We start from the raw sequence: 26,248 nt of genomic DNA, 5'->3' as shown, positions 1-26,248 counted from the left end.
CCTTAACCGACGCTGTGTTCAAGACTAATGGCGAGGAGTTTCTGGGCTTCAACGGCAAATTCCAGCGGCAGTTCTGAGAACACGTCCTTACAGAAGCCGTTGACGATCATCGAGATGGCATCCTCTTCGCTGATCCCGCGCTGCAGGCAGTAGAAGAGCTGATCTTCGCCAATGCGTGACGTCGTCGCCTCATGCTCCAGCTGGGCGGTGTTATTGCGACACTCGACGTACGGGAAGGTGTGCGCGCCGCAGTCTGCGCCAATCAGCATTGAGTCACACTGGGTAAAGTTTCGCGCATTGGTCGCCGTTGGCATGATCTTCACCAGCCCGCGATAGCTGTTCTGGCTGTGCCCGGCGGAGATACCTTTCGAGATAATGGTCGATTTGGTGTTTTTACCAATGTGAATCATCTTGGTGCCGGTATCGGCCTGCTGATGCCCGCTGGTGAGCGCCACCGAGTAAAACTCACCGATGGAGTTATCGCCGCGCAGGATGCAGCTCGGGTACTTCCAGGTGATGGCAGACCCGGTTTCCGACTGGGTCCACGACATCTTGCTGTTTTCACCTTCGCACAGCGCGCGCTTGGTGACGAAGTTCAGAATACCGCCGGTATTGCCGTCGCCCGGGAACCAGTTTTGCACCGTGGAGTATTTCACCTCGGCATCTTTATGGATGATGACTTCTACCACCGCCGCATGCAGCTGATAGCTGTCGCGGACCGGGGCGGAGCACCCTTCGATGTAACTGACGTAGCTACCCTCGTCAGCCACCAGAATCGTGCGTTCAAACTGACCGGTTTTTTCCGCATTGATTCGGAAATAGGTCGAGAGCTCCATCGGGCAACGTACCCCTTTCGGCACGTAAATAAAGGTGCCGTCAGAGGCCACCGCCGCATTGAGCGCCGCGAAGAAGTTGTCGTTAGAGGGGACCACGGTCCCGATGTACTTTTTCACCAGTTCCGGATGATCGTGAATCGCTTCGCCGAAGGAGCAAAAGATTATCCCCTGCTCGGCCAGCTTGTCGCGGTAGGTGGTGGCCACCGAGACGGAGTCAAAGATAGCGTCCACCGCCACCTCTTTGCCCTCGCGAACCGGCACGCCCAGCTGGTTAAAGGCTTCTTCCACCTCTTTGCTGAGGAAGCTGTTTTCCGCACCGGTTTGCTGCACCGCGCCGGGCTGCGAGGCGCAGGTGTCATCACAGCTGCCGCAGGAGGGTGCAGAGTAGTAGCTGTAGTCCTGATAGTTCAGCTTGTCATAATGGGCTTTCAGCCAGTGCGGCTCTTCCATCTCCAGCCAGGCGCGGTAAGCGCTCAGGCGAAATTCCAGCATCCACTCGGGCTCGTTACGTTTTGCCGAGATCGCCCGAACGACATCTTCGTTAATGCCTTTCGCCAGTTCATCCGTCTGCAGCTGGGTGAAGAACCCCTCTTTATAGTTGAGGTGTCCACCGCTCCAGGTCTTTACTTCACTCGTTGCTTCAGTATTACGAGACATAGTACCGCCTATACCCCAAAGCTTTCGCCGCAGCCGCATTCGTTCTGGGCTTTCGGGTTATGGAATTTGAATAACTGGTTTAAGCCTTCGCGGACGTAGTCCACTTCGGTACCGTCGATAAACGGCATGGCCTGCAGTGCGACGAATAATTTTGCACCGTCCGTCTCAAACACCAGGTCATCTTTCTCGGGCTCGGTGACGGTGTCGAGAACGTAACCGAAGCCTGCGCAACCGGTCTGTTTGACCCCAAGACGCACACCGAGGATCTCGGGCTTTTTCGCCACCAGCTCGTGAATATGTGCCGCCGCCGCGGGCGTCAGCGTTAAACCGCGCCAGCTAAAATCGGCAGGATTAAAGGTTTCTGAATGCAGTTCCATAGGTCCACCTCATCTGATAAGCCATCAGGGCATAACACCATGTTAGTGATAACGATTATCACTTCAACCCTCTGTCAGCAGGGGCATTCGGCTAAACCGCCCTTTTTGCCTACTTTTATTAAGCATAGACCCTGTGGCAGGATGCAGGCAGGATGGATTTAATTGTTCAATGCATTGATTAATAATGCATTTTGTTGCAGCGGTGATGACAGAGAGGAGAAAAGTAAAATATGCATCGGAAATGCCTATTTTTGAGATAGCTTTTCTGACTTCCGTGAAAACAGGCAATTTTCTCGTAACGCTATTCATCTTCTCGATCTCGCGTATCCGGGAAAAATGCCTGTTGCTCAGAAATTCCATATTCCTCAGGGCTTACAGCGGCACGGGAAGCTTGAATAGAAGGTATAAAAAAACCGCCGATGCGCGGGTTGAATGGCATGGGCACTGCATGGAGGATATTGCTGAAATCTTTGGGTGACGAGTCAATTGCAGTGCCCATACCACCAGAAATAAGCCCAGGCATGCACCGAGGCTGAAAGAGTGTTACAGCTTAAAGCCCACTTTCTGCTGCAGCTTTCGCCTGGGTTAATGCTCCGGCATTAAATATTGGGTGCTCATGATTATTCGTTATGTCACGAACGCGGTAGATTTTCCATGCATCATCTTCACGACGCAGAAATACTTCAAGGTGTATGGTTTTCCCTCCACCAGCTCCCTCAATGACCTGCACTACTTCACCGTTTAAAAATGGCCTTGCGTTTTCCACCCGTAACGCAGGTATCCATTCGCGAGAATAATCCTGGGTATACGTAAAATAGTCAGACTCTATTAACTCTTGTTCATAGATTTCCTGAATGGCATCAATCCGGGCAATCGTATCAGCAGAAACATATTTACGCAGTTCATCGGCAGGATAAGGCCTGGCATCATCACTACCGAATGCGGAAAGATAGGATTTATAAAATGACTCAGTAGCGTCTTTCGCATCCTGATCATCACTGGCAGCCGAACTACATCCCATCAGCAACATAACGAATGATAGAAATATCCTTTTCATCAATGCATCCTGTAAATTTTAAAGGGGGGTTGCATTTTTCGGTACCCTGGACCCGGATACATGCTTTTTTGTACAAAGTCCGAAATCCACTGCTTACCGTCATACATAGTCATGTGACCTATGCCATTTCCACCGGGGTACGGCTGTATTACAGCCACATCGCCCGAAATTAAAGTTGAACCGGGCGGCAGCTCACTGAACCCAGCACGTAATAATTCCGCCCCATAATCTTTTGCATAATCTGTGTTCGGTACCTTAACACCGCCAGCCAGGATAGCCAGGCGGGTATACTTAGCACATTCACTATGAGATCGCCCCAGAGCGTGTGAACGGAGATACGAAACTGCAGCTTCTTTATTCCAACTCATTCTTAGTTCCTTTAAGTAAGTAAGAATAGAATTATTATATTAACCATTTATTCTACGTGGGATTAAAAGTGCTGTTTTCTAGAATTTTAAGCTGGCGGGGAACGATACAATGAATCACATTGAAAGTGTCAGCATTCAATATGAAAAAATCACCTGGAGAATTCTTGATGGTAATATTCAGTTTTCAGATGCATGGAATGAGCGTCGTACAAGTTGACTTATACGGTTCGGGGGGGTAATGAGGTTTATTCAGAAAAAGGCCCTTAAGGCCTCTGACTATGACTGATGAAATGAAACCGCAAATCCCTGCTCACGCCAGTGATCGAGCTGCTCCTGCTGGCGAGGGGTTGGGGATTTACCCGTCCAGACGAAGATTTTTTGCCCGGGAAACAGTTCAGGACGCGGTGAATCAATCGGTTCCGCCAGAACGTCAATGTGCCAGCCCTTCTGCGATAAGCGCGCGGCTTCAAGCCACAAATGGGTGCGATCATCGCATTCCCAGCCAATCAGGAGCGCGTCTTTACCGGCTTTCTTGCGGGACTCCGCCAGGCTTGCAATCGCGAATTCAATCAGTACACCATCAAACAGGCTCGCCATGTGGCGCACCGTGTTTTGATCCTGGTTCATCCGCTGGCGGACGGGAGAGATAATATTGTCAATCAGCGCATCCATCGGGTGATCGCGACGAAACTCACCGACTTTGGCGCGCAGTTTTGCCGGGCTGGCGTAACGCAGTACGGTCATCATCTCTTCCTGGAAGGCGAGCCAGTTGCCCTGCGTCAACACTTCCTTGTTTTCCAGCAAGGCTTTGACTTTGCCGACCGAAACGCCGCTTTTCATCAGGCGTTTGATCTCTTCAATACGCAGGATATCTTCATCGTCAAACTGACGATGACCCCCTTCGCTGCGCTGCGGCTTCAACAATCCATAACGGCGCTGCCAGGCACGCAGCGTAACGGGGTTGATACCGCATCGTTCGGCCACTTCGCCGATACTGTAATAGGCCATTAACTCCCTCACGCTCAGAACTTCCATACCTAACTACACCAACCTTATCAGATTGTACAAACCATTTGTATAATTAAGGCCACATTTTGCTCAGGTGAACGGGCGACGTTGCCCTTCACCTGTTAATACATTGTTGTATAAAACGTGCCTGTCGTACAGTTAAGTCCGTCGAAATGTGTACAACCCTATCAGATTTCGAATCTCTTCTCCGGCCACGCAATCGCCGGTATCCCGCCATGCCGGGGGCTGGCAAAAAGGTGCCCCTGGAACTGGGAAATGCCCGCAGACTCCAGCCACATCCACTCTTCTGCCTTCTCTACGCCTACCGCGCAGAACTGAATCTCAAGCGAGGCACAGCATTTAATGATCGCCTGAATAATGGCCTGTCGGGGGCCACTTTTGTGCACGTTCGCAACCAGATCGCGATTAATCTTAATTCTGTCCGGCTGGAACTGAGCCAGCAGCTGCAGCCCGGCAAAACCAGCACCAAAGTGATCGATCGTCACGCTGATCCCCGCGCTTTTTAACTGCCTGACCGCATCCGTAAACTCATCAAAGCGGGAAATGGCTTCGCTTTCGGTAAACTCCACCACAATTTGCTCGGGCACAAACCCGTTGGCTTCAATCGCGGTAAGCAGGAAATCCACGGCGTTGGGAATGTTAACCAGCGTCATGGGCAGCAGGTTGAGGGATAACGTCTGGCCCTGTAACCCCAGCGCGCTGGCCATGGAAAGCGCGACCTGTTTGCTTTGCAAATCCGAGGCATACACTTCGTCACGAGGCCGGTTGGCGAAATAGACCCCAGGTGCGCCGCCGTCCGGGGTGCGGAGAAGCGCCTCCCAGGAAACGACCTGCTGCATAAACGGATCGACTATCGGCTGGAAGGCGAAGCTGCAATCCGCCCCTTTCGCGACCACTTCAGGTTGCGCGGACAAAGGTGTTTCTTCGGTGACAAAATCCCATGAATCCGCAGGCGGCAGTTCAAAGTAGTTCGATTTTTCAGTCGCTTCGATAAAGGTACGGAAAAACTGCAGAGGGCGGTCGTTGTACGTCAGCTGGTAACGGGTCGTTCCCCTGTTGAGCACCTGCTGCAGCACCTCATCCCTGTCGAACTGGCGTAAATCAAACAGCTCCATGCCCACGTTACCAAAACGCCGGACTGGACCGTGATCGCGCATTAACTCCACTACGTTATGGTGACGCGGGTCGTTACAGATCTGCTCATAGATGGAAGTTACCTGCTCCACCGGCCCTTCAAGCAGTTGAAAAAAATGTGTGCCGTTAAACAGCAGGATCCCCGTGACATTGGATTGCCGGTTTTTACGATTTGCAGCAGCGACCATGGCTTCCAGCGCTTTCACTGGAACGTCCTCGCAGATATGACTGCGGTAAATGATGGTTGTGAGCATGCTATTCCTGGGGTTAGGGTTTTGGCCACGAAAGACGTGGGTAATTTTCATTTATAGCACATTAATTGCCCTACAAATAATTTACATCTCAATCATTTACAGCAGTTAATGTGATTTTTTTCTCTGCTGTACAACTTACCAGCGCCAGAACTTTTTGTACAATATATCCTGTAACGTTACCGCTTCGCGACACCATAATAACTATATGATAATAAAGCAATTTATTAAATATATCATAAAAACATTAAAAATTTGTACATTTTAAGTGTACAGATTTTGAAATTATGTATACCTTAAATGTAACGTTAGTGATTACAAAATTTTACAGGAGCGAAACATGCAGCAGAAAGGTTACGCCACAGATTCCGCAGCAGCGATCGCACAGTACTTCGAAAAGGCCGCCCTTCCGACCCAACAGGAGACGCTGGGTCAGGTGGTAGTAGAAATTCTCAGCGACGGGCGAAACCTCAATCGCAAATCGCTCTGTACCAAACTGCTCAGCCGACTCGAGAAAGCGGATGGGCCGGAAGAGGAAGAGCATTACCACATGCTGCTTGGTCTGCTCTTCGAACGGTAAGGTTATGAACAGCAGTGACGCAGACAGTCTGATCGACAAGCTTATCGGTGAAGCCGTTCTCTCTCTGTTGAAAGAGCGGGGGCCTGTGACAACCGAAGGATTGCTACAGCGTCTGCGGACGATGAAAGCCTGTGAAAAGGATCCCCGGCGGCGGGAGACACTTGCGAAGGTGATTGCCGACATCGGCACAAATAATCTCGCCTTTACACGTCGCAGAACCGCACAAGGACGAACGAACAGAGAGGGACCTCTCAACGATAAAAGAGACAATGTAGTGCCGTTATTTGGAAGTGGAAAACCGTCCGACCCCAAAAAAATACATTGACTGCAATTTAACAGCTACGGTGAGAACAAATGAGACAAAATATTCAGCTTCAACCCGAATACCACTCTGCTTTTTTAGACAGTGCGCTGGCGGAATATTTCCGTCACGCAGGCGATCGTTTTGCTGAAGAGTCCGCTATTTTTTCTACTGCAGTACGCTGTGTTCTGGCCTCCGAGGGTCACCTGTCTAATAAAGCGATCATCTTATGGCTTATTCAGACGCTGGAAGCCACCAACGACGTGGTTCAGGCGGACGTCATTCGTAAAACGCTGGAAATCGTGGTGGGTTACACGATGGACGATCTCTGAATTACTGCTTGCCACGCCCCCGACGTGTCATCGTCAAAACTGACGAACAGCCTGACGATGACACGTAACGCCCCGCATAACACCCTGTAATACCAGCAAAACCAATCTGGCACGCTTCCTGCTTAACGCCACGTACGGGACTGGGTTGTCCAGTCAACTTTGCTTCATTTCTTAACAGGTCTGTTATTGATGAAAAAGATCGCCAGCGTCTGCCCGTACTGCGGTGCAGGCTGTAAATTAAACCTTGTCGTAGAAAATAACCGTATCATCCGTGCCGAAGCGGCAGAGGGGGTAACAAACCAGGGCACCTTATGTCTTAAAGGATTTTACGGTTGGGACTTCCTCAACGATACCCGTCTGCTCACCCCACGCCTGACCCAGCCAATGATCCGCTACCACAAAAGCGAGCCATTCACCCCCGTTACCTGGGAAGAGGCTATCCGTTACACCGCTCACCGGCTCAGCAGCATTAAAGCGCAGCACGGACCGCGGTCAATTATGACCACCGGCTCCTCCCGTGGAACCGGCAATGAAACAAACTATGTGATGCAGAAATTTGCCCGTGCGGTGCTAAACACCAACAACGTGGACTGCTGCGCGCGCGTCTGTCATGGTCCATCCGTTGCCGGGCTTCAGGAGACGCTCGGCAATGGCGCGATGAGTAATTCCATCAACGATATTGAGAACTCAAAATGTCTGCTGGTGTTTGGCTATAACTGCGCAGATTCCCACCCTATCGTCGCCCGACGCGTCCTGAAAGCGCGTGAAAACGGCGCAAAAATTATCGTCTGCGATCCGCGGCGCATAGAAACGGCGCGAATTGCCGATCAGCATCTGCAGCTCAAAAACGGCAGCAACATGGCGCTGGTGAACGCCTTTGGCTATGTTCTGCTGGAAGAGGAGCTGTACGACAAAAACTACGTTGCACGCTTTACAGAAGGGCTTGAGGCCTACCGGCAGACGGTAAAAGACTATGCGCCAGAGCGTGTGGAACATCTCACCGGCCTCCCCGCCCGTGAGGTGCGTCAGGCGATGCGTACCTTCGCGGCGGCCCCTTCCGCTACCGTGATGTGGGGGATGGGCGTTACCCAGTTTGGTCAGGCCGTTGATGTGGTCAAAGGGCTCGCAAGCCTGGCGCTGTTGACCGGTAATCTCGGTCGTCCTGCCGTCGGCGTCGGACCGGTGCGCGGTCAAAACAATGTCCAGGGGGCCTGTGATATGGGCGTGCTGCCCAATATGTTCCCCGGCTATCAGGACGTCACCGATCCGGCTGTTCGGCAGAAGTTCGCCAACGCCTGGGGGATTGACGTTGCGGCGATGGACGATCGGGTCGGGACGCGCATCACCGAAGTGCCTCACCTGGCGCTGGAAGGCAAGATCAAGGCCTACTACATCATGGGGGAAGATCCACTGCAGACGGAGGCCGATCTCGGGCTGGTGCGCAGCGGTTTTGAAGCGCTCGATTTTGTCGTGGTTCAGGACATCTTCATGACCAAAACAGCGGAAGTGGCGGACGTTCTGCTCCCGGCAACCTCCTGGGGTGAACACGGCGGCGTCTTTACCTGTGCCGACCGGGGATTCCAGCGTTTCGGCAAAGCCATCGAGGCCAGCGGCAACGTGAAGCGCGACTGGGAGATTATCAGCCTGCTCGCCACCGAGATGGGTTACCCCATGCACTACGACACTAACCAGCAGATCTGGGATGAGATGCGCGAGCTGTGCCCGCTTTTCTACGGGGTAACCTATGAAAAAATGGGCGAGATGGGCCACGTGCAGTGGCCGTGCCCGACGCTGGATCACCCCGGTACTCCGTACCTGTACAAAGATAATCAGTTCGACACCCCAACCGGTAAGGGGCAACTGTTTGCCGCGCCGTGGCGCGCGCCGGCAGAAACGCCTGATGACGATTACCCGCTGGTGCTCTGTACGGTGCGCGAAGTGGGACACTACTCCTGCCGCTCCATGACCGGGAACTGCGCCGCGCTGCAAAGCCTGGCCGACGAGCCCGGCCGGGTGCAGCTGAACCCTGCCGATGCGGACAAACTGGGCATTACTGACGGGCAGCTGGTCTGGGTGCGTTCGCGTCGCGGCAAAGTGATTACCCGCGCCAGCATCAGCGAGCGCATCAACGCCGGGGCCGTCTACATGACCTATCAGTGGTGGATCGGCGCCTGCAACGAGCTGACCCAGGATAATCTCGACCCCATCTCCAAAACGCCGGAAACGAAGTACTGCGCGGTGCAACTGGAAGCGATTGAGGACCAGCGCTGGGCTGAGGACTATGCGGCGTCTGCCTATCAATCGATGAAGACCCGGTTGATCAGCGCAGTGAATGTGTAAGTAATAAGAGGCTCACAGTGTGGGCCTCTGACACATTGCGCGTTTATCCAATTAACAGCAGGCAGGATAAATCATCTCCGCCGTTGATTTTATTGATTGCAAAGTCCATGCGCGCATCAATGGTCGTATTGTGCATGGTCTTTTCTGACAGGCTGGCGATGGTTTTCATCACCACCTGCTGGTCGATTTCACCCTGCATCGATTTTACGCTGAGAATGCATTTGACGTAGAAAAAGTCGAGCACCATACGATAAAACTGTCGCATGATGGTTGCCGTGTTTTTGCCGGGGAAATAGCTGCTGTAGAGTTTATACAGCAGATAATTGCGTAACACATAAGGCTCTGACAAACAGGAATCCTCACACAGTGTATGCCACTGCTGATTAATCTTGTCGAACTTCGCCTCCAGGTCGGCCGGGTCGTCTGAACCGGCAATATTCAGATACGCGGCAATGTGCTGATGCCCTTCCAGAATAAAACCGTCCCGGGCCGAATCTTTCGCCACGTTGGTTCCCATTACCGACAGCGCAAGATATTTCATCGCGTTTGAACGGGCCAGATTACCGGAATCCATCAGCGATTTTCCGCTTTGCAGTTCAGTCAGTAACGCGTCGTAGAAACGTTCCGCTTCCGCAAATCTATTATGCAAATCAAAGTTAACGTGCTGAAGACAGAGAATAAACTGTGCCAGCGCCATTAAATTCTCTTCAATGTTACGGGATGGCGACTGGATGATATTCCAGGCAAAGAGATGGATCACCTGCTGCGTCTGCGAAGCAGACTGGCGCTGCCCAATCAGGTTTGTTTTATATCGCGCCACGAGCTCATCCTGCTCCTGAAGCAGCATGGCATCCGGGTCAAACAGCACACGTCGCACCACTTCCGGACAAGAGAGCGTCATCGTATGTCGCGTCTCATCCTGATAGCGGGTTGAATTGCGGGGATAGATACTGCAGGTAGGCGACAGCGCCTCTTCCCCTAAATCACGGTGTACCATGCAGAGCTTGTTTTCATCGATAAACGGGCAGTCCCCGTTTTCGTTGAGCCTGATTCTGGAATAGCTGCTCTTGCCCTTGCGCTGCAGGATGAGATTCTCTTTGGCAATGGCGGCAATACCCGGGTGTGAGGAGAGGAGATATTTCTGGTGGGTTTTCTTGTCAATATTGATCGTCCAGCCACGACAGCATGACATTAAGCACTCTGGCCCAACGCACTGAAACTTAGTAAAAAAAAGCGGCTTGATAGTTTTATGAATATGCATAGCGAAGGCGTCATTTTATAAAGCATAAAAAGTACCATGACGCGCTCGCTATTCAAAAGGCGCATAACCGTGCACTATGTTTTGTAATTCACTGCATCACGGGAACACACTCCCCGTAATGATTGACCAGATAGTCACGCAGCAGATTCGGGTAACTCTTTTTCTCCACCATTTTACGAATCAGCGCAATCAGTTCAAAATCCGTTCGCAGATTAAATTTCTGCATCATCATATATTTATGCGTAAAGACAGTTTTATCATTCATCTCCAGCGCCCGGGCCACCTGCACTACCGATAGCCCCCGGTAAAAATTCACCATAATGCGAATTTGCTGGGGTGATAATATTTTATACTGACATTCACAGCAGCTTATTTTCTTCCAGATATAACCGGGCGCCTGCGTGCGATACCAGGCGAGAAACAGCATCTCGCTCAGGCGATCGAGCGAGACATTACGCGGAATAAAAAGAATATCCTGGAAACAGGCGTTAAATGCCGAAACGCCCAGCGCATCCTCCACCAGTCCTATCACGATCCCTTTCTGGCGGGCCTGTAATTCTGGAATACAGGTGAGCGTCTCCCCTTTACAGAGGGAGAGCACGATAATATCGGCAGTGCTGACGTTTTCATGGCTAAGTTCCGTCGCGAAGTGGATTGGCTGTTTAAAATTACGCAAAAAGAAATCCATAAAAAAACGCTGCAGTCCGCTGCGAAAAAATTGATCGGCTTCCTGAATAAGAATATTCAACATAGCAAGTACCACTGTCCTTAATGAGTGAGGAACGTCAACGCCGACATCTCAGTTATATTGCATCGTCATCACAACGACTGCACTGATACTCCCCGGCGTCGCGCCGCCGCTAACCGATTTGACCGACGCCTGCATGGCCATCGTGGCGGTTCTGTCTGCCGCAATAGTTTGCGTTATGCTCGAACCTGTTCCCTTTAGCGTCCCGGTTCCGGCCTCACGCATGGCGACCGCCACGTTTGTCGCCGAGCCGCTGTTCATATAGTAGTCCGCCCCGGCGAGCGGATCGGGACTTCCGGTGAACGAGACCGTGACGCTACGGGTTCCCGCCGGACACTGGGTAAACAGCAGGTTAAAAGGCACCGGATCGGATGACGACCCCGGCGTCGCCATATTGGTGGCCTGTATATTCCCAAGATTAATATCCATACTGGTGCTCCCGCCGTTAAAGATACAGGGCGAGGCAACGATATTTCCCGTGACGCCAAGATTCACGCTGTCAGCCGCGAACGCGTGCCCGCAGAATAAAAGAAGGATAAGCCCACGCTGATAATGTAATTTCATCACTCCACCTGTTACTGGTACGTCAGATTAAGCGTGGCGGAGGCATTCGCGGAGCCGGACTCGACGGAGGTTAAGGTCTGGTAATAACGCGCCGTTAACGGGAGCGTCTCTTGTCCCCCCGCAGACTGTTTTAATAACAGACGGCTATTTAATGCCAGCGGCGTACCGTTATATAAAAGCTGCACGCCGACACCTTTTGCCGTACCGGCACTCCCCTGCCCCGTTAAGGCCATCACGCTGGTATTTGCACTGTCTGGATTCTGTATTCCGCTGAGCGAGACCGTAATATTGGTGCCAGCGCTGCAGGTTAATCCCAGATTTTGTGTATTCTGCGCCACGCCCGGCGTGGTCCCCACTACGGTGCCAAAGGCGGATGCCGGAATATCACCAAGCGGGAACGTCAGCTGTGGCGTATTGATCGTGCATGCCAGGGCGTTGATGGTTCCGCCGGTAAGTTGCTCGGTCAGCCCGTCACGATAAACCCCGTCGCTGCCCTGGAGCGTGACCACGCCGATGACCCCCGGCGTTAAGGCACCGGATGACACCGGGCCGGTCACCACCAGCTCGACCCGGCCGCCATACCAGTCCACATAAGAGGTCTGCGCACTATAAGAGAATGTATTGCTCGGGTTCTCGAAATAGGCATTTGAAGAAAACCGAATGCCTATGCCGCTGACGTTGGTGTTATACACATGATTGCCGTAGCTGCTCAGCGTGGCATTGTTATAGCGCATGCTAAAACCCAGCATTAACGGGTTGGTACACCCTGTCAGATAGCTGCCTGTCATGCTTCCCGTGCCGGAAAAAATCACCGTGCCGACAGGCGCATCACGTTGAACATTAATGGTTCCCACCGACAGCGTCGACAGCTGCGGCGTAATAGTGGTGCAGGTCCCTGCCCTGGCCACTTGCCAGCCGCACAGACAACACAGCAGTAACATAGCGTTGATAAACTTCATATTAATGCTCCTGGCGACACGTGACGCTAATGTCAGCGATGCCACCATACTGAGATCCTTTCGGCAGATTAAAATCCGCCCGACACTGCTGGTGGGATTGCGTCCCCCATGTCGCCAGAACGGTGCCCTGTTCACGCAGGCCGGTTAAATAGACCTGACCGCGATCGCCAACGATAGAACTGCTGCTGGCATCGCCCTCCAGCGTGACCACCGCGCCAAACGGCACGAAACGGTTATTGTCCATTAAGGTCATCAGCACCCGGCGTCCCACTTTGGAGAGGTAATCGACTTTCACGACCGCACCGCGTGTCGGCGTGACCGTGCGCGTGTTGATCTCCAGCTCCACATCCTCGGGCATATTCTCAGGATCGAGGGCGAGATCGTTTTTCCGGTACACGGAGAGGTTATTCACCACCGTGTAGCCCCGGTAATCCGTCCGCACGCCAGCCTGATTGCGTATATTGACGCCGTGCGCGCCAGGGGCTTTGATTAACGCGTTGGTTTCCCCCAGCGGCTGCGACAGCGTAATGCCGTCAGCATGCGCAAGGATGCCGCCCTGTAAGCCATAATTCAGGCGCTCGCTACTGGTGTCGTAGCCATAGCCCGCCGAGACCTCGCCGTATGTGCCTTTATAGTCGCCGTTCATATTGCCGGTATAACCCACGCCATCGGTGCCGTAACCCTGCTGGATATTCCAGTTCAGGGCGCTGTTTTCGAGAGCAACCCCGTTCATGCCGAGATTGTGTGTTGTGCCATTATTCTGACTGGCGTTCAGGCCATAGTTGGCCCACGTCTGCGGCAGAAATTTGTCCAGCGGCACGCTGACGGTAAACGCCAGAAGCTGGTCGCGATCGTAAGATTTCGTACCCCCGCTACCGGATGACGCCGGGCTGCCGTTTTTACTGAATGTCCAGGTCACGCCATAGCTGATGTTGTGCCAGTAATTGTTGTAACCGACGCTCCATGACGCCATTGATTTATCGGCGTTCCAGTAGTCCTCCCGTGCGGCGCTCAGCGTCAGCGCGCCCAGGTTTCCACCCAGCGTCTGGCTCATCGTCAGCTCCACGCGATTGCGCCGTCTCTCCTGAAGTGCGCCGCTGTCCCCGAAGGAATCCAGCACTTCCTGCATCCCGTAATAGCCACGGGTTGAATAGCGGTATCCTGCAATGGAAAAATTTGTGCCGGTATTGAGCAGGTTCTTGCTGTAACGCGCGCGCAAGGACTGCCCCTGCGTTTTTGCGGTATCGGCCGGTGATGACCAGGCCTGGGTGATATCCGCGGAAAGCGCACCGAAATCGCCCATGTTTTTACCTACTCCAAGCGCCAGGGACTGGTACTTGCCGGAACCCTGCACGCCGCCATAGAGCGTAATGCCATCCGGCAGGCCATAAATCGCGGTGATCTGGCCAAACGGGGTTTTCTCCACGCTGCTGTTATAGGCGCGATACTGTCCCGCGGAGAGGGCATATTTCAGCCGTCCCTCGCGCTGCAATACCGGTACCGAGGCATACGGCAGCGTGAAATGCTGCTCGCTGCCATCCGCCTCTTTGATGGTCACCTCTAAGTCGCCCGCGCCGCCGGTGGGGTACATATCGCTAATCTCAAACGCGCCCGGCGCCACATAGCTTTGGTAGATCTGATAGCCATTCTGGCGGATCACCACCTGGGCATTGGTGCGTGCGATCCCGCGTACCACAGGCGCATAGCCCTTCAGGGAATCCGGCAGCATGTCATCGTCCGACGCCAGCTGGACGCCGCGAAACGGCATACTGTCAAACACATCCGCCGGGGCGGAACTGTCCCCGACGGTAAGCTGCGCTTTCAGCGGGATCACGGCGCGTTGCAGGTAGCTGTAGACCGTGTCCCATTGATCCTTGCCGGAAGGATCCCGCGACCAGGTGGTGTAGTTGCGTAAACGCCACGGCCCGATATTGATCCCCGGACGCAGGTTCGCATACTGGCTGTTGCTGCTTGCCCCCGCGCCCGTTTTCGCCCGGCTGGTCGCCCCGCTCAGGCTGTAATTGAGCATGGCTGCGGTTATCCCCTCATCCCACATCTGCGGCGGTACATAGCCTCTCGCCGGCAGGTCGATGGCTGCCTGAGGGATGCTGAGCACAAGGCGCTGGGCGCTAAACTGGAAATCCGCACTGGCCTGCGGTATCGCCTGAAGATTGACACATTCGCCCGGTTCCGCACTGAGTGCGGGAAATAATGCGGTTTTAACCCCCCAGCGCTTTAATTGCTCAATACTCAGGCACGGCTGCAATGACTCATCGCCATTCTCGTTTTTGCCTGCGGTAAAGCGAATATCCCCCGTCTCCACTAACGCGTCGTCAACAATAATATCGACATGGTAGTTCCCCGGCGCCTGAGAGCCTGATTCAAAAGCCGACAGATCGGCTTTATCCATGCCGGGATTATCCAGCTCTATCAGATCCGTGTTAAAAGCCACACTGGCGCAGAGCGTCGGAGAGGATCCGGCAAACGCCAGGGCGATAAACGTCGCCAGGCGTGCAGGCCGCATCCGGTTTATTACTGTCATGACGAATTACCTGATAAATACGGGCATTGCCGTTTGCTAACACATTACAAACTGGCCTGGTGTAAAACGCCGGGACTGCCATAGTCATTAATGATTTTAAACGTGAGTGAATTTCCCCTTACTTCATTCGGTAATGCAAACCGGGCTGAAGCACCGGGTAAAACATACGTCACGTCATCCAGTTTTTTCCCCGCCAGCGTAATTTCATTAAAATTAATGACGTATTGCGTGGGATTTTTGACCTCAAGGTTATTTCCTGTTCGTTGCCAGGTTAATTTATTGGCCTGTTCCTCTGGTGTTGACGCCCGCAGACCTTCAGGCCGGTAAATCAGTTTGATGCGGGTTTTCACTGCAATTTGCAGGGAGTTCGTCTGTTTTGATGCCGACGGAATCGCTTTAATATTCAGCCAGAACAGACTTTCCCGTTCCTGTGGCAATGCGCCCGTCATTACAATTCGCTCAATGTTTTTTTGTCCACCATCCAGGCGATATAATGGCGGTGTAATAATAAAAGGCGCTTTACCTGAGTTCCCTTCCTGCATATCTATCCATGACTGAATTAAATAGGGCGTACTGTCAGGGTTATTTATGCTTATTGACGCTTCTTTTTTAGCCCCATCGAAGATGAGGCGGGTGCCGCCAATAATAACGCCGGCGTTGGCTGTGGTCAGCGTGAGCGCAGACAGCGCCAGGGCCAGTCCTGTCGTGGTGATAAAACGCATGATAAACCTCATACAACAAAGGGGCCGGGTTGGCCCCTTAATGATTCTGCAAAATATCAGTTATAGATCACTGAGAAGTTAGCGACAGAGTTTGCCGGGCCGGCGGTGACTGCCGCTGCGGTGGAAATATACTGGGCATAGAAGCTCAGGGTATTATCCGCTGTGCTGCTCAGCACATAGCTGTAGCTATTGCTGCCATGAAGCGGGAGATCCGCCTTATCTGCCGTCATCAGGTTAATGGCCACCCCGGTCGCCGCACCCGCCGCAGACGAATCAATCGCCAGCAGGCTGGCATTGGTGGCATCCGGCGTACCATCAAAACGCACTTTGGCGCTGGTCACCGTCACCGGACAGTTTTTCAACACAATATTAAACTGCGTTGCTGCCGTTCTGGCGCCGGTGGTTGGGAACTCCGTTTTATAATAATCCCCTAATACCACGACCTGATTCTGAGACGCGACATCCACATCGCAGGCGGAATCCAGAATATTACCGTTAAAGTTAACGGTACCGGCTGCGGCAAAAGCGTGCGTCGTTGCCAGAGTGGAGCCGATTGCCAGCATTGCTATCATCATTTTATTTTTCATAAGTAAATCCTGTATCACTTTATTTATTACAGAAATCCAGACAAAGCGGTTTAAAGCTGTTCACCGCCACCTCACCTTGTCATTTATATATTGTCAGGAGCCCATTAAATAATGCCGCTTCATAGCTCAGCTTAAACATTCCGGGTTATGCCTGCCGACGAGTAAAATTTATACAACTCTTTTTCGGCGCACAATCTATTTGAGGTCTAGCTGTAGACTCAGGTTTAACAAAATTAAAACAATTCTCTTTAGAATTATCTCAATGCCATTATTACGGGTCTACTTTTAGACCCGTAAAAGACAACCTTAAAATTCATATAATTAGGGCCACAACATCTTGCGGTCTATTTTTAGACCTGCCGTAAACATTCCACGACTCGCTGTTTTTTAAGATAATTCTTTATGCCGATCAAAAAATGATCGCATCCGTAAGTGAGGTCTCTGATGAACACCCGAATGGCTCCCGAAGTCGATATTGAAAAAACCCCGGTGCTGACTGCAAAACCCTATAAGCACATCGAGAAATTAATTAATACTCTTCTTCCCCTGACAGAAAGACGCATTCTGTCCAGAGGGGAAGTGGTTCACTATTACCATCACGATGACCGCCAGTGTTTTTTACTTCTGCAGGGCAGCGTGGCGTTGCACCGGCGGGGTGATGGCATTGTATTAAATTCTGAATCCTCGCCGTTTATTCTCGGCGTCAGCAGCCAGTTCTCGTCAGAACATCTGTATGTCCGGGCGCTGGAGACCTCTGAACTCGCGGCCGTTTCGCTGGAACGTTTTAACAGCACGATTGCGCAACACAATTTATGGGAACCCTTTTCGCATCTGCTGATCTATACCGCCTCCCGGGTCTACGAACACTGCTCGCGGATCTCACAGATGTCGGCCTATGACATCATCCGGTTTCAACTGGTGGAGTTGATGCAGGAGCCGGAAGCAATACGGATGAACACCACGGCGGCTGCGTATATACAGAGTCGAACCTGGCTGTCGCGCAGCGGGATTATGCGGATCCTGGCCGAACTGCGCACCGGGCAGTACATTACAATGGAGCGCGGCGTGCTGCTTGATGTACACCATTTACCGAGGAAATACTGACCCAGGTGGTGCTGGCGAAAACGAGTAACGCTATAATCAGAAAGATGATTCTTTCAGGTTCAGGTTATGTCCACCACAGAAAAGCCACGACGTGGCTCCCCTTATGCACAAGAGCTGATTACGCACTTACAACCTTACTCTGCGATTCGTAACACCGGTCGCGGGGAGCAACTGGATCTGGTGGTCAACGGTCAGGGGATGAGTTATTTGATCCTGGAAGGCACCGTGGCCATTTACCGACGCAGCGACAATCTGATGCTGTCGACGGCGAAAAGTCCGGCGTTTTTTGGTGTGGCCAACCTGAATGACATTTTTTTTGACGACTACCTGAAAACGGTGACCCCCTGCAAAATTGGCCTGTTGCCCACCCGGGAGCTCAACGTCCTTATCCACGAGAAAGCGCTATGGGGGCTGTTGTCAAACCATCTGATGTTTATGTACAACCGGCTCTACAACACCGTCATGCCGAAGGGCGCCCCAACGGCCTATGAGATGATCCGCCAGCAGCTGATGTTATTGATGAATGAAGATGAGTCTTATCGCCAGGGGATTACCGCTGAGCGCTACATTCGCGACAAGACCCAGCTTTCCCGCAGTGGCGTGATGCGGATCCTCGCGGATTTAAAAACCGGGGGGTTTATCGAAATGGAAGAGGGCCGGCTCATTAAAATCAATAAACTGCCCGCTAAATATTGAATTCCGGAGACAAAAAAGGCCGCGGTTGCGGCCTTTTTACGCTCTCAATGGACGTGAACGCCCAACCGCCAGGCAAAATAGATCTCTTCTTTCAGCTCATTCGAAGAGAGCGCCAGCAAATCTGTAAATTCCAGCTCAAGCTGTTTCAGCTTTTTCAGGTACTGCGCCGGAGACAGGTTGCTCTTATCGCGACGTAAATATTCAATTGCCAGCTGTGTTGGGGTTATTTCAGTATCCATGATGTCCTCGCTTATGTACAAAACCTGACCAGTATACCACAACCCACTGGCTAGTTTTTGACCAAATGCAAAAACATCAGGAAAATTTATACCACCGCCGTCGTCAGTCTCGATGAGCAGCACAGACGGTCCTGCTCATCAAGAATATCGATCTGCCACACCTGATGACGGCTACCGGCGTGCAGCGCACGGCAAATACCGCGCACGCGCCCGCTGCGCACCGAGCGAATATGGTTAGCATTCACCTCAAGCCCGACAACCTTCTGCTCCCCTTCGGTGCAGAGATACCCCGCCACCGAGCCCAGCGTTTCGGCCAGCACCACGGATGCGCCACCGTGCAGCAGGCCAAACGGCTGATGCGTGCGGTGATCGACAGGCATGGTCGCCTCCAGATCGTTCTCACCGATGCGGGTAAACTGGATATCCAGTAACCCGACCATATTCCCCTCGCCCATGGCGTTTAACGCCTGTAGCGTGACAGCGCGTTTCCAGATCATCCAATAATCTCCAGCAAAGCCTGCAATGGATGGCGTACCCCGTTACCTTCGACCCGTTTCACCTGGCTTCGACAGGAGTAGCCCGTCGCCAGGCAGCGGTTTCGCGGCAAACGCTGCATCGCCTGATGCCAGGACAGCTCGTAAATGCCGAGCGAGTTGGCATGGTTTTTCACTTCATGTCCGTAGGTGCCGGCCATTCCGCAGCAGCCCACGTTGACGCTCTCAAGTTTCGCGCCGAACCGGGCAAAGACAGACGCCCACTGGGCGGGTGCGCCAGGCAGCGCGGTGACTTCGGTGCAGTGGCCGAACAGGTACCACGGTTCACCGCTGACATCCTGAACCGCTTTGTCTTCCAGGACCCCAGGCAGCCACTCATGCACCAGCAGCACGCTGAAATCGCCACGCTTGTCGCCCAGCGTCTGCTTATATTCATCGCGATAGCACAGCACCAGCGCCGGATCGACGCCGACCATCGGTATCCCCAGCTGCGCCACGCGATTCAGGAAATCAGCTGTTTTCTGCGCGGTCTTCGCAAAGCGCGTCAGGAAGCCCTTAATATGCTGCGCCTTGCCGTTAGGCGAGAATGGCAGGACCACCGGCTGATAGCCCAGCTTTTCTGACAGGCGGATGAAGTCCGCCACCACCTCTGCATCGTAGTAGCTGGTAAACGGATCCTGCACCACCAGTACAATCTTCGCTTTTTGCTCAGGGGTGAGTGCCTCCAGCTGCTCCAGGGTCATGTTCGCCGAGCGATGCCCGACGAGCTGGCGCTGAAGAGAGGGCACCGAGAGCAGCGGCAGATCGACCATCCCGATATGCTTTTCAGAAAGTTTGCGCACCAGCGGCTGGTTAATAAAGAAGTTAAAGGTCTTTGGCGCTCGCGCCATCAGCGGCGCGTAGCTCTCTACCGTCGCCACCAGATGGTCGCGCACCGGACGCAGATAGCGCGTGTGGTAAAGCTGCAGGAAACGTGAGCGGAATTCCGGCACGTCGATTTTAATCGGGCACTGGGTGGAGCAGGCTTTACAGGCCAGACAGCCGGACATCGCCTCTTTCACCTCGTGGGAGAAATCATACTCGCCCTTGCTGGCATGCCAGCTGTTGCGGGTGCGCTCGATAAGCGAGCGCAGGCTGGCGCGTTTTTCCGGTAACTCCTGCTCGAGCCGGAGCGGATCAACCCCGCGGTCGGCGAGCAGGCGCAGCCACTCGCGCACCAGCGTCGCCCGCCCTTTCGGCGAGTGAATACGGTTGCTGGTAATTTTCATCGAGGGGCACATCGGGCTTTTGACATCAAAGTTAAAGCACAGGCCGTTGCCGTTGCACTCCATCGCGCCGCGCCAGGAGGAACGCACCGCAATCGGGATCTGTCTGTCGTAGGTGCCGCGCTTGACGGCGTCCACCTGCAGCATCGGGGCATCGACACCTTCAGGCGGGCAGATTTTACCCGGGTTGAGGCGGTTATGCGGGTCGAAAGCCGCTTTCACCTTACGCAGCTCCGCATAGAGCTGTTCACCGAAGAACGCCGGGCTGTATTCCGCGCGGAACCCTTTCCCATGTTCGCCCCACAGCAGACCGCCGTATTTGGCGGTTAAGGCCACCACCTCATCGGAGATCTGCTTCATCAGGATCTCCTGCTGCGGGTCGCACATATCCAGCGCTGGACGCACATGCAGCACCCCGGCATCCACGTGGCCGAACATGCCGTAGCTCAGGCCGTGGCTATCCAGCAGGGCGCGAAACTCAACGATATAATCCGCCAGGTGTTCAGGGGGAACGCAGGTATCTTCGGCAAACGGAATCGGCTTCGCCGCCCCTTTGGCATTGCCGAGCAGCCCCACGGCTTTTTTCCGCATCGCGTAGATACGCTCGATACCGGCCAGATCGTTACAGAGCTGCCAGCCGATCACGCCGCCTTCGCCATGGGCAATCAGTTCGTCCAGTCGCTGACACAGCGTGGTCACCTGGCTGTCGATAAGCGCTGCGTCATCGCCGGCAAATTCCACGATATTAAGACCCAGCATCTCTTTACCCGGCACGTCGGTAATCAGCTCGCTAACGGAGTGCCAGACGATATCTTCCCGGGCCAGATTGAGCACTTTAGAGTCAACGGTTTCCACTGACAGCGCCTGGGCTTCCACCATGAACGGCGCATTGCGCAGCGCGGAGTCGAACGAGTCATATTTGACGTTCACCAGGCGACGCACCTTCGGCAACCGGGTGATATCCAGCCGCGCCTCGGTGATAAACGCCAGCGTCCCTTCGGAGCCGGTCAGCACGCGGGTTAAATCAAACTGGGTCAGGTCATCGTTAAAGACGTGGCGCAGGTCGTACCCGGTCAGGAAGCGGTTCAGTTTGGGGAATTTATCGAGGATCAGCTGTCGGTTGTCGCGGCAGCGCTCCAGCACGGTACGATAAATACGCCCGCTGGCGGTGTTATCTTTGCCCAGCGTTTCCGCCAGCTCCACCGCCATCGGCTGGGTATCGAGGATATCGCCTCCCAGCAGAACCGCACGCACGCCCAGCACGTGATCGGAGGTTTTGCCGTAGACCAGCGAGCCCTGGCCGGAGGCATCCGTGTTGATCATCCCGCCAATGGTGGCGCGGTTACTGGTGGAGAGTTCAGGTGCGAAGAAGTAGCCGTACGGTTTGAGGTACTGGTTAAGCTGATCTTTGATCACGCCCGCTTCGACCCGCACCCATCCCTCTTCAGGATTGATCTCGATGATGCGGTTCATATAGCGCGACATATCAATAATGATGCCCTGGTTCAGCGCCTGACCGTTGGTTCCGGTGCCGCCGCCGCGCGGCGTAAAGACCAGCGAGGCGAAGCGCTCCTGCGTGGCGAGCCGGGCAATCAGCGCCACGTCGGCCGTTGAACGAGGAAAAACGACGGCATCGGGAAGAAGCTGGTAAATACTGTTATCGGTGGCCATCGTCAGCCTGTCGGCATAGTTCGTGGCGGTATCACCTGTAAAACCCTGTTGCTCCAGTGCCTGCAAAAAATTAAGCACCAGCTGAACGACGCCAGGTGCCTGAGAAATCTGTGGGATCATGACCGTCGACCCTAATTAGAGTAATGTGAAATCGTTTGCGTTGTGTCCGGAAAGTTTTATCACATTTTTTTCTTATAATCTCTGCTGAATTACAGGCAGAATTCGCCTGTCAAAAATCGCTGATATCATTAATGATTAGAGAAACGCGGTTTTCCCTTCCCGCCAGCCTCGCTGGTGTTTTATTAAGGAAAGTTTCATTTATGGTCAATGTTCGCCAGCCCAGGGATGTTGCGCAAATTTTGCTGTCGGTGCTGTTCCTGGCCCTCATGATTATTGCGTGTCTGTGGATTGTTCAACCCTTTATTCTCGGCTTCGCCTGGGCCGCGACCGTGGTCGTCGCCACATGGCCTTTATTGCTGCGCTTGCAGAAGCTGCTGTTCGGCCGCCGCGGGTTAGCCGTGCTGGTCATGACGCTGCTGCTGTTCCTGCTGTTTATTATTCCCATTGCTTTGCTGGTGAACAGTCTGGTGGATTCCAGCGGCCCGGTTATCCGTGCCATTACCAGTGGCGACCTGACGCTGCCGGATCTCGCCTGGCTGAACAGCATTCCGCTGGTGGGGGCCAAACTCTACAGCGGCTGGCATAACCTGCTGGAGATGGGTGGCAGCGCGCTGATGGCAAAAGTTCGCCCGTATATTGGCACCACCACCACCTGGTTTGTGGGTCAGGCGGCGCATATTGGCCGCTTTATGATGCACTGTACCCTGATGCTGCTCTTCAGCGCCCTGCTCTACTGGCGCGGTGAACAGGTGGCGTTGGGCGTTCGTCACTTTGCTACCCGCCTGGCGGGTAAACGGGGCGACGCTGCGGTACTGCTGGCGGCACAGGCCGTACGCGCGGTTGCGCTGGGCGTGGTGGTGACCGCGCTGGTGCAGGCGGTGCTGGGTGGTATTGGTCTGGCGATTTCCGGCGTACCGTACGCCACCGTCTTCACCGTGGTCATGCTGATGACCTGTCTTGCGCAACTGGGGCCGCTGCTGGTGCTGGTCCCCAGCATTATCTGGCTCTACTGGACGGGTGATACCACGTGGGGAACGGTGCTGCTGGTCTGGAGCTGCGTGGTCGGCACGATGGATAACGTCATTCGCCCGATTTTGATCCGCATGGGCGCTGACCTGCCGCTGATCCTGATCCTCTCCGGGGTGATTGGCGGCTTGATTGCCTTCGGCATGATTGGCCTGTTTATCGGCCCGGTGCTTCTCGCCGTCACCTGGCGTCTGTTCTCCGCCTGGGTGCATGAAATTCCACCGCCGGGAACTGATCCGGACGTGATTTTGAGCGAACTGGAAGAGCTGGAAGAAAAGAATACCCATTAAGCCTTGTTGCCGGGTGGCGCTGACGCTTACCCGGCCTACATTCTCCCTCACAATACTTTAACACCGCTAAAGTATTTATTCGTTGCACACTGGTCAGACCCGCGATTCCTGCCCCCAATCTGCTCATAACCTCAAGAAATCTTTACGTCTCTTTAACTATTGAGACGAATCCGATCGACGCTAAAAGAGGACATGCCTACTATTAGCACACGGTTATAAATCAACACCTTGATTTATAAGCATGGAAATCCCCTGAGTGAAACAACGAATTGCTGTGTGTAGTCTTTGCCCATCTCCCACGATGGGCTTTTTTTTATCCTGACTACGCGCGCTTAACCTCACAGGTACTGAGCATCCGCCACTTAGCAGGCAGCTCCCGCGTTTCCCCTGTCACATTAACCGTAACCGCCTCGCGGATATCCGCCGACGATGCGCCAACCTGCAGCTCAAACTCACCCGGCTCAACGATGCGTTTCCCGTCACGACGGGTGAAGTTGAACATCTCCACCGGTAGCGTAAAGGTGAGCGTGGCGGTTTCCCCCGGCGAGAGCGTGACGCGCTGGAAGGCCTTCAGCTCCTGGAGCGGCCGAACCTGCGTGGCGACCTTATCCCTGACGTAAACCTGCACCACCTCGCTGCCGCTGCGCTCCCCGGTGTTGGTGATCTCCACGCTCAGTGCCACCTCGCCGTCGACCGACACCTCAGATGAAGCCACGCTCGCGTTCCCCCAGCTAAATGTCGTCCAGCCGAGGCCGAAGCCAAACGGGTAACGTGCACCGAAATGGAACGCAAACGGCGTACCGCCGCTTTTGAGCTTGTGATTGTAGTAGTACGGCATCGCGCCGGCGCTTTTCGGCACGCTCACCACCAGACGCCCCTGCGGCTCCGCACGCCCCGTTAGCACGTCCGCAATGGCCCAGCCCCCTTCCTGCCCCGGTGCCCACGCCACGATCAGCGCGGCCACCTTGTCCTCCAGGCCCTGAAGATGGTAAGGACGCCCCCCGGTCATCACGACAATCACCGGTTTGCCCGTCGCCACCAGCGCCTCCAGCAGCTGTTGCTGCACGCCCGGCAGGTTTAAGGAGTCGGTATCCGATCCTTCCCCCACGGTACCGCTCTGGAACAGCCCGGCGAGATCGCCCACGCAGGCCACGACGACATCACTCTCCTGCGCCGCGTTCACAGCCTCGGGGATCAAGGCGGTGCTTTGCGAAACCGGCGACTGCTGCATCGGTTTGCCGCCGCTGTCCCCCGGGAAGACCGGCGCACCCGCCATCCGTTTTTCGATGATGTGACACCCTTTCGCGTAGCGAACCTGCGACGCGCCGAGATAGTGCTCCAGCGCCGCGCGCGGCGTCGTCACCTGAGAGGTCTCCTCGACCATATCGCTGATGATCAGATGCACGGGGAAACTGTAGCCGCTGAGTAACGCCAGCGGATCGTCTGCCGTCGGCCCTACCACCGCCACGCGGGGTTTGCCACCAAGAGGTAAGATGCCGTTGTTCTCCAGCAGCGTGACCGATTTTGTCGCCACCTCCCGCGCGACCTGGCGGGTCACTTCATTTTGCAGATCGATACCGTTTTCATCGACATACGGCTCTTCAAACAGACCGAGACGGAATTTTTCGGTCAGTACACGGCCCACAATCTCATCCACTTTCGCCATGGCGATCAGCCCGCGATCGACGGCTTCGGCCAGGTGGCGTGCGCAGTCATCTTTCGGCAGCTCAACATCCAGCCCGGCGTTGAAGGCCAGCGCGGCAGATTCTGCCGCATCGTGGGAAACCCCATGATGCTGATGCAGCAGGCTGACGCCCCCGTAGTCGGCCACAATGATCCCGTCGAAGCCCCACTGTTCGCGAAGGACGGTGGTCAGCAGGAAGCTGTCGCTGTGGCCCGGCTGGTTATCAATATCGTGATAGGCGGGCATTACCGAACCGGCGTTGGCGAGCTTCACCGCCATTTCAAACGGCAGCAGGAAGGTGTCGTTAAGCTCGCTAAAACCCAGGTGTACCGGAGCATGGTTACGCGCGCCTTCACTGAACGAGTGACCCACATAATGTTTGAGGGTCGCCAGCAGGTCACGTTTGTCGCCCTGCAGTCCCTTAACATAGGCGGTAGCCATGACGCCCACCAGCCAGGGATCTTCGCCAAAGGTCTCTTCGGTTCGCCCCCAGCGCACGTCGCGGGAGACATCCAGCACCGGCGCCAGCCCCTGCTGGCAGCCCACAGACCGCGCCTCTTTACCAATCTGTTGTGCCGCTCGCTGCACCAGTTCAGGGTCCCAGGTTGAACCGTAGTTCAGCGACGACGGGAACAGCGTGGCGTCTTTACACAGCAGCCCCACCAGGCACTCCTCATGGAACAGCGCCGGTATGCCGAGACGCGTCTCCTCCATCATCATCCGCTGCAGGCGGTTAGCGGCGCGTACCCCGGTTTTCGCATCAACGATATGGGTCCCCAGCGGACGGGTGATCTGCCCGACGCCCAGCTTAAGCCGTTCGCCGAGAGAAGCCTGTTGGCTCACACCGGCAAATTCGTCACTCAGATCGCTACGCTCGCGGTGGTTGCCGTTTTCATCGAGGATCAGCCAGTACGCATGCATCTGGGCGAACTTCTCTTCCGGGGTCATGCGTGCCAGTAAATCGGCGACGCGCTCGTGCACGGGACGTCCCGCGTCCTTATAGATAGCTGTCAT

Annotated in this window: 25 protein-coding genes, 1 other RNA gene and 1 pseudogene; 10 read left to right on the top strand and 17 right to left on the bottom strand. The window is 54.3% G+C overall.

Going from position 1 to position 26,248, the window contains the following annotated elements; translation table 11 throughout:
- Positions 1 to 2: 2 nt before the first annotated feature.
- Together sufB and sufA are read right to left on the bottom strand one after the other, a co-directional pair.
- Positions 3 to 1,493, bottom strand: a complete 1,491-nt coding sequence (gene sufB, locus C1N69_RS09475) for a Fe-S cluster assembly protein SufB (protein ID WP_025757298.1) — start codon at positions 1,491 to 1,493, stop codon at positions 3 to 5.
- Between the two features lie 8 nt (positions 1,494 to 1,501).
- Positions 1,502 to 1,870, bottom strand: coding sequence for a Fe-S cluster assembly scaffold SufA (gene sufA, locus C1N69_RS09470; RefSeq protein WP_025757299.1), 369 nt, complete (start codon positions 1,868 to 1,870; stop codon positions 1,502 to 1,504).
- A 184-nt stretch (positions 1,871 to 2,054) separates the two neighbouring features.
- On the opposite strand from sufA, the gene C1N69_RS09465 reads away from it, so the two are divergent.
- Positions 2,055 to 2,348, top strand: coding sequence for a hypothetical protein (locus tag C1N69_RS09465; protein ID WP_155031056.1), 294 nt, complete (start codon positions 2,055 to 2,057; stop codon positions 2,346 to 2,348).
- A 72-nt stretch (positions 2,349 to 2,420) separates the two neighbouring features.
- Here C1N69_RS09465 and C1N69_RS09460 read toward each other — a convergent pair whose 3' ends face one another.
- Both C1N69_RS09460 and C1N69_RS09455 read right to left on the bottom strand, forming a co-directional pair.
- On the bottom strand, positions 2,421 to 2,927 hold the full coding sequence (locus C1N69_RS09460) for a YqhG/Tai3 family protein (RefSeq protein WP_155031055.1): 507 nt from the start codon (positions 2,925 to 2,927) through the stop codon (positions 2,421 to 2,423).
- Complete coding sequence (locus C1N69_RS09455; RefSeq protein WP_059385789.1) at positions 2,927 to 3,295, bottom strand: hypothetical protein; 369 nt, start codon at positions 3,293 to 3,295, stop codon at positions 2,927 to 2,929. Before C1N69_RS09455 ends, C1N69_RS09460 begins: the two co-directional genes overlap by 1 nt.
- An 82-nt stretch (positions 3,296 to 3,377) precedes the next feature.
- On the opposite strand from C1N69_RS09455, the pseudogene C1N69_RS22915 reads away from it, so the two are divergent.
- Positions 3,378 to 3,512, top strand: a pseudogene (locus C1N69_RS22915) (type VI secretion system tube protein Hcp); the annotation flags it as partial.
- Between the two features lie 59 nt (positions 3,513 to 3,571).
- Here C1N69_RS22915 and C1N69_RS09445 read toward each other — a convergent pair.
- Positions 3,572 to 4,303 (bottom strand): MerR family transcriptional regulator, encoded by a 732-nt coding sequence (locus C1N69_RS09445; RefSeq protein WP_045284949.1) that lies wholly within the window; start codon positions 4,301 to 4,303, stop codon positions 3,572 to 3,574.
- Between the two features lie 188 nt (positions 4,304 to 4,491).
- Positions 4,492 to 5,712 carry a diguanylate phosphodiesterase gene (locus tag C1N69_RS09440; protein ID WP_155031054.1) on the bottom strand — a complete coding sequence of 407 codons (1,221 nt, stop codon included), beginning with the start codon at positions 5,710 to 5,712 and terminating at the stop codon, positions 4,492 to 4,494.
- Between the two features lie 337 nt (positions 5,713 to 6,049).
- Between C1N69_RS09440 and ycgZ the strand changes: the two genes are divergently transcribed.
- The 4 genes from ycgZ (at position 6,050) to fdhF (ending at position 9,262) form a co-directional block, all read left to right on the top strand.
- Positions 6,050 to 6,289 carry a regulatory protein YcgZ gene (gene ycgZ / locus C1N69_RS09435; RefSeq protein ID WP_024909397.1) on the top strand — a complete coding sequence of 80 codons (240 nt, stop codon included), beginning with the start codon at positions 6,050 to 6,052 and terminating at the stop codon, positions 6,287 to 6,289.
- Positions 6,290 to 6,293: 4 nt separating this feature from the next.
- A complete protein-coding gene (locus C1N69_RS09430) occupies positions 6,294 to 6,614 on the top strand; it encodes a hypothetical protein (RefSeq protein ID WP_047958359.1) in 321 nt (106 codons plus the stop codon).
- A gap of 29 nt (positions 6,615 to 6,643) precedes the next feature.
- Positions 6,644 to 6,922, top strand: coding sequence for a biofilm development regulator YmgB/AriR family protein (locus C1N69_RS09425; RefSeq protein WP_023327185.1), 279 nt, complete (start codon positions 6,644 to 6,646; stop codon positions 6,920 to 6,922).
- 189 nt (positions 6,923 to 7,111) lie between these two features.
- A complete protein-coding gene (gene fdhF / locus C1N69_RS09420; RefSeq protein WP_155031053.1) occupies positions 7,112 to 9,262 on the top strand; it encodes a formate dehydrogenase subunit alpha in 2,151 nt (716 codons plus the stop codon).
- Between the two features lie 43 nt (positions 9,263 to 9,305).
- On the opposite strand, the gene fliB is transcribed toward fdhF, so the two are convergent.
- The 7 genes from fliB to C1N69_RS09385 form a co-directional block, all read right to left on the bottom strand.
- Entirely contained in the window at positions 9,306 to 10,523 is a 1,218-nt protein-coding gene (gene fliB, locus C1N69_RS09415; RefSeq protein ID WP_155031052.1) for a flagellin lysine-N-methylase, read from the bottom strand.
- A gap of 88 nt (positions 10,524 to 10,611) precedes the next feature.
- Positions 10,612 to 11,274 carry a helix-turn-helix transcriptional regulator gene (locus C1N69_RS09410; RefSeq protein ID WP_155031051.1) on the bottom strand — a complete coding sequence of 221 codons (663 nt, stop codon included), beginning with the start codon at positions 11,272 to 11,274 and terminating at the stop codon, positions 10,612 to 10,614.
- A gap of 48 nt (positions 11,275 to 11,322) precedes the next feature.
- Positions 11,323 to 11,835 carry a fimbrial protein gene (locus tag C1N69_RS09405; protein WP_155031050.1) on the bottom strand — a complete coding sequence of 171 codons (513 nt, stop codon included), beginning with the start codon at positions 11,833 to 11,835 and terminating at the stop codon, positions 11,323 to 11,325.
- Positions 11,836 to 11,846: 11 nt separating this feature from the next.
- Positions 11,847 to 12,794, bottom strand: coding sequence for a fimbrial protein (locus tag C1N69_RS09400; RefSeq protein WP_155031049.1), 948 nt, complete (start codon positions 12,792 to 12,794; stop codon positions 11,847 to 11,849).
- Position 12,795: 1 nt separating this feature from the next.
- Positions 12,796 to 15,336, bottom strand: coding sequence for a fimbria/pilus outer membrane usher protein (locus C1N69_RS09395; protein ID WP_155031048.1), 2,541 nt, complete (start codon positions 15,334 to 15,336; stop codon positions 12,796 to 12,798).
- Positions 15,337 to 15,380: 44 nt separating this feature from the next.
- Positions 15,381 to 16,058, bottom strand: a complete 678-nt coding sequence (locus tag C1N69_RS09390; protein WP_045285299.1) for a fimbrial biogenesis chaperone — start codon at positions 16,056 to 16,058, stop codon at positions 15,381 to 15,383.
- A gap of 56 nt (positions 16,059 to 16,114) precedes the next feature.
- A complete protein-coding gene (locus tag C1N69_RS09385; RefSeq protein ID WP_104556262.1) occupies positions 16,115 to 16,645 on the bottom strand; it encodes a fimbrial protein in 531 nt (176 codons plus the stop codon).
- 444 nt (positions 16,646 to 17,089) lie between these two features.
- Here C1N69_RS09385 and C1N69_RS09380 point away from each other — a divergent pair, with 444 nt between their 5' ends.
- Both C1N69_RS09380 and C1N69_RS09375 read left to right on the top strand, forming a co-directional pair.
- Positions 17,090 to 17,749: a helix-turn-helix domain-containing protein gene (locus tag C1N69_RS09380; protein WP_094918978.1), complete on the top strand. Its 660-nt coding sequence runs from the start codon at positions 17,090 to 17,092 to the stop codon at positions 17,747 to 17,749.
- A gap of 66 nt (positions 17,750 to 17,815) precedes the next feature.
- Positions 17,816 to 18,445, top strand: a complete 630-nt coding sequence (locus C1N69_RS09375) for a helix-turn-helix domain-containing protein (RefSeq protein WP_095449793.1) — start codon at positions 17,816 to 17,818, stop codon at positions 18,443 to 18,445.
- 44 nt (positions 18,446 to 18,489) lie between these two features.
- Here C1N69_RS09375 and C1N69_RS09370 read toward each other — a convergent pair whose 3' ends face one another.
- The 3 genes from C1N69_RS09370 to ydiJ form a co-directional block, all read right to left on the bottom strand.
- The gene (locus C1N69_RS09370) at positions 18,490 to 18,684 is read right to left on the bottom strand and encodes a YdiH family protein (RefSeq protein WP_003857766.1); all 195 of its coding nucleotides are present in this window, start codon (positions 18,682 to 18,684) and stop codon (positions 18,490 to 18,492) included.
- Positions 18,685 to 18,770: 86 nt separating this feature from the next.
- The gene (menI, locus tag C1N69_RS09365; protein WP_045285297.1) at positions 18,771 to 19,181 is read right to left on the bottom strand and encodes a 1,4-dihydroxy-2-naphthoyl-CoA hydrolase; all 411 of its coding nucleotides are present in this window, start codon (positions 19,179 to 19,181) and stop codon (positions 18,771 to 18,773) included.
- Positions 19,178 to 22,234, bottom strand: coding sequence for a D-2-hydroxyglutarate dehydrogenase YdiJ (ydiJ, locus tag C1N69_RS09360; protein ID WP_155031047.1), 3,057 nt, complete (start codon positions 22,232 to 22,234; stop codon positions 19,178 to 19,180). Before ydiJ ends, menI begins: the two co-directional genes overlap by 4 nt.
- A gap of 200 nt (positions 22,235 to 22,434) precedes the next feature.
- On the opposite strand from ydiJ, the gene ydiK reads away from it, so the two are divergent.
- Both ydiK and rprA read left to right on the top strand, forming a co-directional pair.
- Complete coding sequence (gene ydiK, locus C1N69_RS09355) at positions 22,435 to 23,550, top strand: AI-2E family transporter YdiK (RefSeq protein WP_155031046.1); 1,116 nt, start codon at positions 22,435 to 22,437, stop codon at positions 23,548 to 23,550.
- A gap of 209 nt (positions 23,551 to 23,759) precedes the next feature.
- Positions 23,760 to 23,867: antisense sRNA RprA (rprA, locus tag C1N69_RS09350), an RNA gene on the top strand.
- A 5-nt stretch (positions 23,868 to 23,872) separates the two neighbouring features.
- Here the strand turns inward: rprA and C1N69_RS09345 are convergent.
- Positions 23,873 to 26,248 carry a glycoside hydrolase family 3 N-terminal domain-containing protein gene (locus tag C1N69_RS09345; RefSeq protein ID WP_155031045.1) on the bottom strand — a complete coding sequence of 792 codons (2,376 nt, stop codon included), beginning with the start codon at positions 26,246 to 26,248 and terminating at the stop codon, positions 23,873 to 23,875.

It is taken from the genome of Enterobacter sichuanensis, assembly GCF_009036245.1.
Classification (GTDB): Bacteria; Pseudomonadota; Gammaproteobacteria; order Enterobacterales; family Enterobacteriaceae; genus Enterobacter; species Enterobacter sichuanensis.
The sequence above is the reverse complement of the archived record's forward strand: the minus strand, read 5'-3'. Positions and strand labels throughout refer to the sequence as shown.

Excerpts from the sequence above, each read along its gene's own strand:
- sufB (WP_025757298.1), bottom strand. The coding sequence starts at position 1,493 with ATGTCTCGTAATACTGAAGCAACGAGTGAAGTAAAGACCTGGAGCGGT.
- sufA (WP_025757299.1), bottom strand. The coding sequence starts at position 1,870 with ATGGAACTGCATTCAGAAACCTTTAATCCTGCCGATTTTAGCTGGCGC.
- C1N69_RS09465 (WP_155031056.1), top strand. The coding sequence starts at position 2,055 with ATGCATTTTGTTGCAGCGGTGATGACAGAGAGGAGAAAAGTAAAATAT.
- C1N69_RS09460 (WP_155031055.1), bottom strand. The coding sequence starts at position 2,927 with ATGAAAAGGATATTTCTATCATTCGTTATGTTGCTGATGGGATGTAGT.
- C1N69_RS09455 (WP_059385789.1), bottom strand. The coding sequence starts at position 3,295 with ATGAGTTGGAATAAAGAAGCTGCAGTTTCGTATCTCCGTTCACACGCT.
- C1N69_RS09445 (WP_045284949.1), bottom strand. The coding sequence starts at position 4,303 with ATGGCCTATTACAGTATCGGCGAAGTGGCCGAACGATGCGGTATCAAC.
- C1N69_RS09440 (WP_155031054.1), bottom strand. The coding sequence starts at position 5,712 with ATGCTCACAACCATCATTTACCGCAGTCATATCTGCGAGGACGTTCCA.
- ycgZ (WP_024909397.1), top strand. The coding sequence starts at position 6,050 with ATGCAGCAGAAAGGTTACGCCACAGATTCCGCAGCAGCGATCGCACAG.
- C1N69_RS09430 (WP_047958359.1), top strand. The coding sequence starts at position 6,294 with ATGAACAGCAGTGACGCAGACAGTCTGATCGACAAGCTTATCGGTGAA.
- C1N69_RS09425 (WP_023327185.1), top strand. The coding sequence starts at position 6,644 with ATGAGACAAAATATTCAGCTTCAACCCGAATACCACTCTGCTTTTTTA.
- fdhF (WP_155031053.1), top strand. The coding sequence starts at position 7,112 with ATGAAAAAGATCGCCAGCGTCTGCCCGTACTGCGGTGCAGGCTGTAAA.
- fliB (WP_155031052.1), bottom strand. The coding sequence starts at position 10,523 with ATGCATATTCATAAAACTATCAAGCCGCTTTTTTTTACTAAGTTTCAG.
- C1N69_RS09410 (WP_155031051.1), bottom strand. The coding sequence starts at position 11,274 with ATGTTGAATATTCTTATTCAGGAAGCCGATCAATTTTTTCGCAGCGGA.
- C1N69_RS09405 (WP_155031050.1), bottom strand. The coding sequence starts at position 11,835 with ATGAAATTACATTATCAGCGTGGGCTTATCCTTCTTTTATTCTGCGGG.
- C1N69_RS09400 (WP_155031049.1), bottom strand. The coding sequence starts at position 12,794 with ATGAAGTTTATCAACGCTATGTTACTGCTGTGTTGTCTGTGCGGCTGG.
- C1N69_RS09395 (WP_155031048.1), bottom strand. The coding sequence starts at position 15,336 with ATGACAGTAATAAACCGGATGCGGCCTGCACGCCTGGCGACGTTTATC.
- C1N69_RS09390 (WP_045285299.1), bottom strand. The coding sequence starts at position 16,058 with ATGCGTTTTATCACCACGACAGGACTGGCCCTGGCGCTGTCTGCGCTC.
- C1N69_RS09385 (WP_104556262.1), bottom strand. The coding sequence starts at position 16,645 with ATGAAAAATAAAATGATGATAGCAATGCTGGCAATCGGCTCCACTCTG.
- C1N69_RS09380 (WP_094918978.1), top strand. The coding sequence starts at position 17,090 with ATGAACACCCGAATGGCTCCCGAAGTCGATATTGAAAAAACCCCGGTG.
- C1N69_RS09375 (WP_095449793.1), top strand. The coding sequence starts at position 17,816 with ATGTCCACCACAGAAAAGCCACGACGTGGCTCCCCTTATGCACAAGAG.
- C1N69_RS09370 (WP_003857766.1), bottom strand. The coding sequence starts at position 18,684 with ATGGATACTGAAATAACCCCAACACAGCTGGCAATTGAATATTTACGT.
- menI (WP_045285297.1), bottom strand. The coding sequence starts at position 19,181 with ATGATCTGGAAACGCGCTGTCACGCTACAGGCGTTAAACGCCATGGGC.
- ydiJ (WP_155031047.1), bottom strand. The coding sequence starts at position 22,234 with ATGATCCCACAGATTTCTCAGGCACCTGGCGTCGTTCAGCTGGTGCTT.
- ydiK (WP_155031046.1), top strand. The coding sequence starts at position 22,435 with ATGGTCAATGTTCGCCAGCCCAGGGATGTTGCGCAAATTTTGCTGTCG.
- C1N69_RS09345 (WP_155031045.1), bottom strand. The coding sequence starts at position 26,248 with ATGACAGCTATCTATAAGGACGCGGGACGTCCCGTGCACGAGCGCGTC.